Annotated in this window: 7 protein-coding genes and 1 tRNA gene; 3 read left to right on the top strand and 5 right to left on the bottom strand. The window is 69.0% G+C overall.

Features of this window, described 5'->3' with window-relative positions; translation table 11 throughout:
• Positions 1 to 59 precede the first annotated feature (59 nt).
• Together N1F91_RS09555 and N1F91_RS09560 are read right to left on the bottom strand one after the other, a co-directional pair.
• Positions 60 to 1,115: a Fe(3+) ABC transporter substrate-binding protein gene (locus N1F91_RS09555; RefSeq protein ID WP_289991698.1), complete on the bottom strand. Its 1,056-nt coding sequence runs from the start codon at positions 1,113 to 1,115 to the stop codon at positions 60 to 62.
• Positions 1,116 to 1,327: 212 nt separating this feature from the next.
• Positions 1,328 to 5,347 carry a PAS domain S-box protein gene (locus N1F91_RS09560; RefSeq protein ID WP_289991699.1) on the bottom strand — a complete coding sequence of 1,340 codons (4,020 nt, stop codon included), beginning with the start codon at positions 5,345 to 5,347 and terminating at the stop codon, positions 1,328 to 1,330.
• 252 nt (positions 5,348 to 5,599) lie between these two features.
• Here N1F91_RS09560 and N1F91_RS09565 point away from each other — a divergent pair, with 252 nt between their 5' ends.
• The 3 genes from N1F91_RS09565 to N1F91_RS09575 all read left to right on the top strand — a co-directional run bounded on the left by N1F91_RS09565 (position 5,600) and on the right by N1F91_RS09575 (position 6,969).
• On the top strand, positions 5,600 to 6,052 hold the full coding sequence (locus N1F91_RS09565) for a phasin (RefSeq protein ID WP_289991700.1): 453 nt from the start codon (positions 5,600 to 5,602) through the stop codon (positions 6,050 to 6,052).
• 230 nt (positions 6,053 to 6,282) lie between these two features.
• Positions 6,283 to 6,359: transfer RNA gene (locus N1F91_RS09570), tRNA-His, on the top strand.
• A gap of 238 nt (positions 6,360 to 6,597) precedes the next feature.
• Positions 6,598 to 6,969 carry a PilZ domain-containing protein gene (locus tag N1F91_RS09575; protein WP_289991702.1) on the top strand — a complete coding sequence of 124 codons (372 nt, stop codon included), beginning with the start codon at positions 6,598 to 6,600 and terminating at the stop codon, positions 6,967 to 6,969.
• Here N1F91_RS09575 and N1F91_RS09580 read toward each other — a convergent pair.
• The 3 genes from N1F91_RS09580 to xseA all read right to left on the bottom strand — a co-directional run bounded on the left by N1F91_RS09580 (position 6,942) and on the right by xseA (position 9,827).
• A complete protein-coding gene (locus N1F91_RS09580) occupies positions 6,942 to 7,628 on the bottom strand; it encodes an SDR family NAD(P)-dependent oxidoreductase (protein ID WP_289991703.1) in 687 nt (228 codons plus the stop codon). The two genes, N1F91_RS09575 and N1F91_RS09580, sit on opposite strands and share 28 nt — an antisense overlap.
• Positions 7,629 to 7,815: 187 nt before the next feature.
• A complete protein-coding gene (locus N1F91_RS09585; RefSeq protein WP_187972394.1) occupies positions 7,816 to 7,956 on the bottom strand; it encodes a DUF1127 domain-containing protein in 141 nt (46 codons plus the stop codon).
• Between the two features lie 311 nt (positions 7,957 to 8,267).
• Positions 8,268 to 9,827: an exodeoxyribonuclease VII large subunit gene (xseA, locus tag N1F91_RS09590; RefSeq protein WP_289991705.1), complete on the bottom strand. Its 1,560-nt coding sequence runs from the start codon at positions 9,825 to 9,827 to the stop codon at positions 8,268 to 8,270.
• Positions 9,828 to 10,204 lie beyond the last annotated feature (377 nt).

A 10,204-nucleotide genomic window follows, 5' to 3' on the forward strand; every position in this document is an offset into this window, starting at 1 on the left:
GTCCGCGTCGGTTACCCGCGCGGACCCCGTCATGCAAGCGACCTTCGTCGCCAGGGCGATCAGCTGGCCGGGCCGTCGTCGAGGCCGACGCGATCGACCATCTCGGAAGCCGCCTTGCGGTGCGCGGCGATTTCGGCCAGCGGCAGCGTGTCGGCGTTGAGCGCGCCGAAGGACTTCACGATGTCGGACGGCTCGACATCCGGCGAGGCGGGATATTCGAACACCTCGGCCGCGTAGATCTTCTGGGCTTCGACGCTCGCCAGGAATTCCATCAGCTTCAGCGCATTGTCGCGGTTCGGCGCGTTCTTGGCCATCGCCATGCCGGAGATGTTCACGTGCGTGCCGGAATCGTCGATCGAGGGGAACACCACGTTGATGGCCTTCGCCCAGTCCTTCTGCTCCGGCTCCTTCTCGTTCGTCATCATCAGGCCGACATAGTAGGTGTTGCCGAGCGCGAGGTCGCACTCGCCGGCCATGATGGACTTCGCCTGGCCCCGGTCGTTGCCGTCCGGCTTGCGGGCGAGGTTGGCCTTGAAGCCCTTCATCCACTCCTCCGTCTTCTCCTCGCCCCAATGCGCGATGAGGGCCGAGAAAAGGGCGAGGTTGTAGTCGTGCTGGCCCGAGCGGACGCAGATCTTGCCCTGCCATTTCGGGTCGGCGAGATCGGCATAGGAGATGTCGGTGTCGGCGACGCGGTCCTTGGAGGCATAGATGACGCGGCCGCGCTTGGTGACGCCGAACCAGTGGCCTTCCGGATCGCGATACTCGGCCGGCAGCGCCTCGTTGATGTCGGCGTCATCGACGGCCTGCGTGATGCCCTTGTCCTTGGCGGCGGCGAGGCGGGCGATGTCGACGGTGAGGATCACGTCGGCGGGCGAGTTCGCGCCTTCGGCTGCGATCCGCTCCTCCAGGCCCTTGTCCAGGAACAGGACTTCGGTTGCGATGCCCGTCTCTGCCGTGAAGGCGTCGAGCACGGGCTTGATCAGGTCGGGCTGCCGGTAGGAATAGACGTTGACCACACCGTCAGCCTGGGCGGCCGGCAGGATGGCGAAGGTCGAAGCGAGCGCGGCTGCGGCAAGACCCATGCGGGAAAAACTTGGCGTGAGGCGGGACATGGAAGCTCCTCTTGTCTGCGACGTCCGCCGCTCCTTGTCCCAGGCTTACGGTCCGGTCAAGGGTATTGCGAAGCAATATCAGGAGTTTGGAAGAATTCTAAACTGAAGCGATCAGGATTTGTGAAGCTAAATCAGAGGCAACCGCTCAACAATTAGCCGTGGACGGGATATCACGTTCTCGTGATCTCTTTTCCCCGTGCCGACCGACTGTGTCAGTCGGCCAGCACGCGCGTGGAGGGAAAGCAGATTTCCACCAGCGTTCCTTCGCCGGGGGCCGAGTTGATGGTGAAGCGGGCGCGGTTTGCCTCCACCATGGCCTTGGTCAGCGGCAGGCCGAGACCGGTGCCGTCGTTGCGCGTCCGTTTCAGCGAATTGATCTGCTTGAACGGCTTCAGCGCCTGTTCGATCTCGGCGCTCGACATGCCGATGCCGGTGTCGCGCACGCGCATGACGACGTCGCCCGACGCCTCGTAGGCGGTCGAGACGATCACCTGGCCACCGGGCTGCGTGAAGCGCACCGCGTTCGACAGCAGGTTGAGGCCGATCTGGCGGACGGAGCGGAGATCGGCCACCACCTCGGGCAGGCGCGAGGCGAAGCTCGAGCGGATGATCACGCGTTCGCGGTTGGCCTGGGGCTGCATCATCGCCACCGTCTCGGCCAGCACGTCGTTCAGCGACACGGCCTCGTAGGCCATCTCCTGCTCGCCCGCCTCGATCTTGGAGATGTCGAGCAGGTCGTTGACGATGTCGAGCACGAGATTGCCCGAGCGGTTGATGTCGCGCAGGTAGTCGCGGTAGCGTTCGTTGCCGATCGGGCCGAACTTCTCGTCCATCATCAGCTCCGAGAAGCCGATGATGGCATTCAGCGGCGTGCGGATCTCGTGGCTGACGCGGGCGAGGAATTCCGATTTCTGCGACGAGGCCCGCTCGGCGAGCGTCCGCGCCTTTGTCAGTTCCTCTTCCGCCCGCTTCCAGGAGGTGATGTCGCGCAGCACAGCGCAGAAGCCGTTGCCGCCCGGCAGGCGCCCGATGGTCATGAACAGCGGGATGAAGCGGCCCTGCGCCTCGCGTCCGATCACCTCGCGGCCGTCATTGAGAACGCTCGCGACGCCATTGTCGGACAGGCCCTGCAGGTAGTCCCGCGCCGCCCGCTGGCTCTCGACCGCGAGCAGGGCGGCGAAGGGCTTGCCCGCAACCTCGCTGTCATCATAGCCGAACAGCGCTTCGGCCGGCCGGTTGATGGAGCGGATGGTGCCGTCCGGCGCGATCACCACGACGCCGTCCGTCGCCGTGTCGAGGATCGTGCGCATCTCCTCGACGCGGTCGGCGAGGTCGGAGTCCGGACGATCGTCTGTCTCGTCCTGCGGCTGGTCGGCGGGGCGCAGTGCGAGAAGCAGCGCCTTGCCGCGCCCCCACGCGATCGACTGGAGATGCGCGCGGACCGGAATGGTCGTGCCGTCCCGGCGTCGCAGCAGGGCGGCGTGCGCCGGCGCGTCCGACGCGTCGGATGCCGCGCCGGGTTCGGCAAACAGCGCGCCCAGACCGCCGGCGTTCTCGAGATCGCCCAGCGTGGCATAGCCGGTGAAGTCGAGGAAGCTCTGGTTGGCGAAATGGAGCACGTCGCCGGCGTGGACCAGCATCGGCAGGGGCAGGCGGGCAAGCACCGCCTGGCCTGCGCCGGGTTCGGTGGGGGCATCCTCGGCTGCGGCCGGCGGCAGGCTATCGCCGGTCGGGAGCGATTCGAGCGGCGGTTCGGCGGGCGATGCTCCGCCCGTCGCGTTCCGGCCTGCGTGGCCGTTCTCGTTGTCGGCCGCCGGACGCGCGTCCTGCTCGATCGACCCCAGGGCAGCCGGCGGCTGCTCTGCCATGGGCGGCGCGGCGTCGCGTTCGCGGACCGCTGCCGGCTCTCCGGCGATGGCCGCAGCGGCCTCGGGCTGCGCTCCGTCGTCCTGCGGGATCTCCGCCACGGGCTCCTCGCCGTCAGGGGTTCCTGACTGGACCGGGGCCGCCGGCGGAACCTCGGAGGTGAGCGGCTCCTCCGACAGTTCTTCCTCGACCTCGATGAAGAAGGGATTGGTCGAGCGCGGGAGGGCGGGACCATCGTCCGTCCGGTCGGGGAAGGCTGGCTGCTCGAAAAGAGCCGGCTCTCCCGGGCGGACGGGGTCTTCAACGAGGGCAGGCTCCTGCGGGCGGGGAGGCGTCTTGTCTTCCGGCTCGGGCGGGATGCTTGCGGGTGTCCCCGCGGCCGGCGCAGCGGTCTCCTCGCCTGCGGCGGCCGCTGCGGAGCCGATCGTCTCGGCAGTCCCCTTCGGCCTTGCGCTCTCCGCCGCTTCCTCGCGCGGCTCGGTGACCTTCTTCAGCCGGTCGCCGATCTCGCGGAAGGCGTTGCGCTCGCCGGGCGAGAGATTGCGCTCGACGGTCGGCGGCCGATGTTCGGCCAGCCGGATGATCTTGTCCGAGAACCGGCGCGAGCGGGCCTCGTCGAGCGGAATGACGGTCGTCCCGGCGCTGCCCTGCTCGCCGGAAACCTCCTGCGGCGGAAGAGCGACGTCGGTGGTCTCGACCGGGCCTTCGTCGGCATCCGTCGGCCGTCCGTTCTCCTGCCCGTCGTCCGGGCCAGGCAGGTGGGGCGCGCCTTCCGCGGCGGACGCCTCCGTCGACGCTTCCTCCGGCGTGTACCGTTCGGGATCAACCGGCTCGACTTGTTCCGGCACGGCTGCGGGGACGAAGACGGAATCGGCCGGCCGTGCGATGCCGAAGCCGCGGAAGCCCTCGAAGCGGCGGTCGCGGGCATAGATCGGCAGCGCGGCCAGATCGACGGGCGTCCGCCATCCCGTGCCGACGAGCGGCCAGAGCACCGTCTTGCCGGACCAGGTATCGCGGCGCGCCAGAAGGCCTTCGATCTCGCCCTTCGGATCGATGCCTAGTTCGCCTGCGAGGTCGGCGAAGGAGCGGCCGATCACCGCCGCTTCGCTTGCCCCGACCGCGGCCAGGAAGTCGCGCGACATGGCGCTGAAGCGCCCCTCCGCATCGGTCCGCCAGGCGAAGCGGACCGGGGCGGCGGTGCGGGTGAAGAGCAGTTCGGCCGCCTCGACCGGTTCCGGTTGCCGGACCGGTTCGGCCGGTTCGGGCCGTTCCTCGCCCGGTGCCGGGCCTGCCGCCGGCTCGCCGGCGGGGTGGGCCATGGTCGGCGCCTCGTCCGCGCCGGGATCGCCGGCCGGGCCGTCGGCATGCTCGGCGGACGCAGCCCCGGCCTCGCCGGCTCCGGCGGGCGCGTCGCCCTCGAAGTACCAGCGATCGATGGGGCTCCGCTGCGAACGGTCTCCGGCCGCCGCGTCCGGCACCGGGGACGACGCGTCTGGCGCCTGCGCTGCGCCATCCGCGTCAGCGGAGGCTTTCTTCAAGGATGCTGCTGGCGTGTCGTCACGCTGCGCTGCGGCGTCTTCCCCGCGTCCCGAACGGGCCAGGGCCGTGGCACCGCCCGCCGCAGTGGCCGCAGGCTCGTCCTTAGGCGCCCGGTCCGGCGTCGGGGTCGGCGCCTCGTCGGGAAAATCGGCTGCGCGGTAGAATTCCGGATCGTCGACGACGACGAGGAGGTGTACCGCCGGGTCGTCCGACAGGCGGGCGATGCCTGCGGGAATGCGGCCATTGGCGGCGGCGATGCGACGCTTCACAAGGCGGTCGGGCGCATCGGTCACGTCGGCCACCATGGCATCCACGGTCGCCGATATGATGCCGAGTTCCTCGTACCCGGGCGCGGAGGCGACGATCCGGCCCGCCCGCAGGTATGCGGCATAGTAGCCGGCCTCGGTGAAGCCCGAGATCGCCCGTGCGGCGATCTCTGCTTGATCGCGCGCGCCGGCGGCAGCCGCCGGAGCGGCCAGCAGGATCGCCCGTTCGCCGTCAGGCAGGCGGATCGCGCTCGCCAGCAGGCTGACGGCGCGGCTGGTGTGGCCGGCGGCGAGGCGGAGCAGCAGCGAGCGGTCGGCACCGATGTCGGGATAGCCGGGCGAGGCGGCGATCTGGCGCTTCTGCGCGAGCCCCAGGCCCGCAGCCGCGCCCATGATGGCCTCGATGTCGGGATAGCCGAACAGGCGCGCGCCCGGGCCGTTCGCCCAGATGACCTCTTCGAGGTCGCTCGACAGGATCGCCAGCGCGTCGCCTGCGGCAAAACGTCCGCGCACGTCGTCGAGCACCGCGATGTCGATGAACGAATACTCGCTAGCTGACATGTCCCGAACGATCCCGATCTACAGGCGCCGCCTCGCCTGACCTTAACGCTTTGTTAATAAAAGACCCCGTCGCCAAGGTCCACAATTCCGGGTGGCATTGCGACTGTTTTCTGCCTCCGTGGTTAATCCGGCCGCCCTCATGGTGCGTTGCAAGAAAAATGTTGCAATGCACAAGATTGATGCCTATATTGTGGGCATATGACGCGCAAACGGTTCGCGTCAGCCCGTCCCCACCTGAAAGGATAGAGACAGATGTCGAAAGCCGCCAAGACTGCCGAGACCATCGAATTCCCCACCTTCGACGCGTCCAAGGCCACCGACCAGTTCCGCGCCTTCGCCGAGAAGGGCGTCGAGCAGTCGAAGGAGGTCTATTCCAAGATGAAGGCCTCCGCCGAGGACGCCCAGAAGACCGTCGAGACCGCGATGGAGACCATGAAGAAGGCCGGCAGCGAGATGTCGCTGAAGGGCATCGGAGCGCTGCGCGCCGGCGCCGAAGCCGACTTCTCCTACATGGAGTCGCTCGTCAAGGCCAAGTCGCTCTCCGAGGTCATCGAGCTGCAGACCACCTACATGCGCAAGCGCATGGAGATGGTGGTCGATCAGGCGAAGGACATGCAGTCCGCTTCGACCAAGATGGCCGAAGAGATCTCCAAGCCTGCCAAGGACGCCTTCGAGAAGACCATGAAGGAACTCAAGGTCGCCTGAACCGTTCAGGGCCCAAGTGCAGGGGCGCGCATCCTCCTCCCGCGCGCCTCCTGAGCAAAAGGCCGGCCCCGCAAGGGCCGGCCTTTTCCATATACGCCTCCGCTGCCCATTGCGCGCCACCCGGGCGGGCGCGGCGGCAGTGTCGCGAGAACGGCTCCGCAAGGCCGTTTGCGGACTTGCAATCAGGGTCGTTTGACCTTATTGCACACTCGCTTCGCACGAAAGCGCGTGCGGTTGTAGCTCAGATGGTTAGAGCGCCGGATTGTGGATCCGGAGGTCCTCGGTTCGATCCCGAGCAACCGTACCATTTTCCCACCCGACAAAAGAACCGCGCGTCCCGGCCGTATCGGGATCGGGTTCGGCCTGTTCCGGTCGGCCCCCCCGCCCGCGACTTGCTTCAGGCGCCTGTGCCGCCCGCCATCGGCTCCTCGTAAACCCGCCGTTTACCATGCCGCAGCGCACGCGCCGGCCCGCGTGCGGGCAACGGAACATTGCCCTTGGGGCGCGGTTCTCTCCCCGGTTGCAGTTCGGCAGCGGGGTAGGACATGGGCGCGGAGAAACGGAAGGCCGTGCGGCATCGGGCGTGTCTGCGAGCCGACATCCAGGCGAGGTGCCTGTTTCTCGGCGGCTACATCCTCGACATGTCCGACGGAGGCATGCGCGTCTCGACGGATTCCGTCGCGGAAATCTGGGCCGGAGACCGCGTGGAGGTCCGTTGCCGGGAACTCGGCCTGCTGACCGGGACCGTGAGGTGGCGCAGCCCGGGCGAGTTCGGCGTCCTCTTCGACGAATCCACCAACACCGCCGCGAAGGTCCAGCACTTCAAGAAGCTCTTCGTCGCGCCCTGCAGCCCGGCACCCGCGCGGTCTTCACCGCGCCCGCAGGCGTCTCACCAGGCGATGGTTTCGCTCCGGTAGTCGACGAAGCTGCCGGTCTGCGCCATCGAGAATTCCCGGGCCTGCGCGAGCACGCCGGCTGCCGATTCGTCGACGGCGATGTCGGCGTCGCTGCCGCCCATGTCGGTGCGCACCCAGCCGGGATGGACGAGGCGCACGGCGATGCTCTCGGGCGCCAGATCGGTGGCGAGGCCCTGCATGATCTTGTTCACGGCGGCCTTCGAGGCGCGGTAGGCGATCTGGTCCGACTTGGCGTAGCTCATCCGGCCCATGGCGCTGGTGACCGTGACGATGCGGGCGATGCCGTTGCGATCGCGCGCGGCGCGCAGGTTGGGCAGGAAGGTCTGGGCGACGCGCAAGGGGGCGAGCGCGTTGACCTCCAGCGTTTCGCGGAAGCCGTCGAAATCCATGTCGAGGGTCGACTGGCGCGCCGGGCCGATGATGCCGGCATTGTTGACGAGGAGGTCGATCGGGCGGCCGCCCAGCATGTCCGCCGCACGGGCGAGCGCTGCCGCGTCCGTGACGTCGATGCCCTCGATGAACTCGACGCCGGTGCCGGGCGCGGCGGCCGGCCGGCTCCGCACGAGGGCGACGACGGCGAGGCCGTCGCTCGCGGCACGATCGGCCATCGCGCGGCCGATGCCGCGGGCTGCGCCGGTGATGAGAATGGTCTTCTTCATTCCGCGTCGATACGCGCCGGCGCGTTCCGGTTCAACGGGTGCCGGTGCGCAAAGCGGCCGAAACGCACCGCGCCGAAACGAAAAAGGCCCGCCGGACGTGCCTGCGGGATGCGGCCGCCCTCACGGGAGGGGACAGGCGGCCGATCGGGGCAGGGCGGGAGGGCGGCCTGCCGTACTTTCCTGACGATCAGCGGCCGCGGCGCGCGACGTGCGGGATGTCGGCGCGGGTGATGCCGATGTCGTCCAGCTCGCGGTTGGACAGGCGCGACAGCTCGTCGATCGCGCTGCGGAAACGGCGCCAGTTGCGGTAGTTCTTGAGGATGCTCATGATCGGTGTCTTTCTTTCGGGCAATTGCAATCTGATGCGGCTCAGATAGGCGTCATGTTGCAGTGCCGCAAGAGCGCCGAACGCATGGATCGCCTGCGTTTTTTGCATATCGCTCAAGGATTGGGCAGGTGGCGTTTCGCGGCTGCGAAAGAGGCGGGGGGATGGGCGAATGGCGAATGGGGGAGGGGCGAATGGCGAATAGGGAGTAGGGAGTAGGGAGTTGGGAGAGTGGGGAGCGCTGCTGTACCCTCCATTTCGCTATTCGCCCTTCGCCATTCGCTACTCCCTATTCGCCCATTCGCCCGCCCCCCTCAGAACAACGAGCCCTGGCCGCCGCCGCCCGCCTTTCCGGTGCGGGGGCGTGGGCGGGCGGGGCCGTCGCCGGCGATGAGTGCGCCGGTAGAGGCGTCGGCGAACTGCAGCGTCACCTGCTCGCCGGCCGAGAGGCTTGCCGCGCGCTTGACCGGGGCGCCGGCGGCATCGTGGACGACGACGAAGCCGCGCTCCAGAACGGCCTTGTAGGAGAGCGAGGCGTTGAGGCGGCCGGCCTGCGCCAGCCGGTCGGTCAGCCGGGCGAGACGGACGTCGGCGGCGCGGTCGGCGCGGTGGGCGAGGTTTTCCACCCGGTCGTCGCAGGCCGACATGCGGCGCAGGAGTGGCTCTAGCCCGAGCCTCGCGGCGGCGCGGCCCAGCCGGTGCATGCGGTCGCGGCGCAGCGCCAGATGGGCGGCGGGCAGGCGCGCGCCCAGACGGTCGATCGTGCGCGTCGCCTCGGCGATGCGGCGCGAAAGCGTCGCCGGCGTCAGCCGCAGCCGCTCGAAGCGCGCCCGCTTGCGCTCCAGCCCGACGTCGAGGCAACGGTCGAGCCGCGCGGCGGCCTCGTCGAAGCGGCGGCGCGGCAGCGCGAGCAACTGGTCGGCGGAGGGCAGGGCGCGGGCGGCGGCGCGCAGCGCCTGGCGCTTGCGGTCGATGCCGCGCGCCGAACAGCTCCTGAGCCGCGCGCCGAGGCCGGCGAGCGTCGCCTCGAGGTCGGCCTTGACCGGCACCGCCATTTCGGCCGCGCCCGTCGGCGTCGGTGCCCGCACGTCCGCGGCATGGTCGATCAGCGTCCAGTCGGTCTCGTGGCCGACGGCCGAGATCACCGGGATCAGCGATCCGGCCACCGCGCGCACGATGGCTTCGTCGTTGAAGCCCCAGAGATCCTCCAGGCTGCCGCCGCCGCGCGCCACGATCAGCACGTCCGGCCGGGGGATCCGTCCGCCTGCGGCCAGGGCGTTGAAGCCGGTCACCGCCGCCGACACTTCCGCGCCCGTCGTCTCGCCCTGCACGCGCACAGGCCAGACCAGCACGTGCAGCGGAAAGCGGTCGGAGATGCGGTGGATGATGTCGCGGATGACGGCCCCGGTGGGCGAGGTGACGACGCCGATGACCTTCGGCATGAAGGGCAGCAGCTGCTTGCGCGTCGCGTCGAACAGGCCCTCGGCGGCGAGGCGGCGGCGCCGCTCCTCCAGCAGCGCCATCAACGCGCCGGCGCCGGCCGGCTCCAGCCTCTCGATGACGATCTGGTACTTCGAGGAGCCCGGATAGGTGGTGAGCCGCCCCTGCGCGATCACCTCCATGCCCTCCTCGGGGCGGAAGCGCAGGCCGCGGAACGTGCCCTTCCAGATCACCGCCTCGATCCGCGAGCGGTCGTCCTTCAGCGCGAAATAGGCATGGCCCGACGAATGCGGCCCGCGATAGCCGGAAATCTCGCCACGCACCCGCACATTGCCGAAAGCATCCTCCACCGTGCGCTTCAGCGCGTTGGAGATTTCCGAGACGGTGAATTCGGCCGCGTTGGAAGGGGAATCGTTGGCGAGGAGATCGGTCATGGCTCGATGCTAGCGCGGCGGGACGGTGATGGCGAGTGCGGGAGAAGCGGGCAGAGAGGGAGAGGAAATGCGGCGGATCCGGCCAGCGCGGACGGTCTTTTCGCCGGGGTGTGTCGTCCGGTTGGTGAGGAAATGCGGGGACAGTTTACCGAATTCGGGCGACGGGCGCGGATGTTTCGGCCGGAGCGGTCCCGAATTCGGTAAACTGTCCCCGTATTTCCGCCAGCGCCAGCGGGCCGGGAGGCGGCTCTGCCGCCCGGCCAGTCGGACCCGGGAGAAGTTCGGTGCAGCGGCGCGGCCACGTCAGGACGTGTCGTGATACGGCGGCAGCGGGAAGCCGTCCCTGTCGCCGCCGGCCATGGCAAGACGCGCGCCGC

This window comes from Aquibium sp. ELW1220 (genome assembly GCF_030398385.1).
Lineage (GTDB): Bacteria > Pseudomonadota > Alphaproteobacteria > Rhizobiales > Rhizobiaceae > Aquibium.

Bases quoted from the DNA above. Each gene is read 5' to 3' on its own strand.
- xseA (WP_289991705.1), bottom strand. From the start codon at position 9,827: ATGACCGATCTCCTCGCCAACGATTCCCCTTCCAACGCGGCCGAATTC.
- N1F91_RS09555 (WP_289991698.1), bottom strand. From the start codon at position 1,115: ATGTCCCGCCTCACGCCAAGTTTTTCCCGCATGGGTCTTGCCGCAGCC.
- N1F91_RS09575 (WP_289991702.1), top strand. From the start codon at position 6,598: ATGGGCGCGGAGAAACGGAAGGCCGTGCGGCATCGGGCGTGTCTGCGA.
- N1F91_RS09560 (WP_289991699.1), bottom strand. From the start codon at position 5,347: ATGTCAGCTAGCGAGTATTCGTTCATCGACATCGCGGTGCTCGACGAC.
- N1F91_RS09585 (WP_187972394.1), bottom strand. From the start codon at position 7,956: ATGAGCATCCTCAAGAACTACCGCAACTGGCGCCGTTTCCGCAGCGCG.
- N1F91_RS09565 (WP_289991700.1), top strand. From the start codon at position 5,600: ATGTCGAAAGCCGCCAAGACTGCCGAGACCATCGAATTCCCCACCTTC.
- N1F91_RS09580 (WP_289991703.1), bottom strand. From the start codon at position 7,628: ATGAAGAAGACCATTCTCATCACCGGCGCAGCCCGCGGCATCGGCCGC.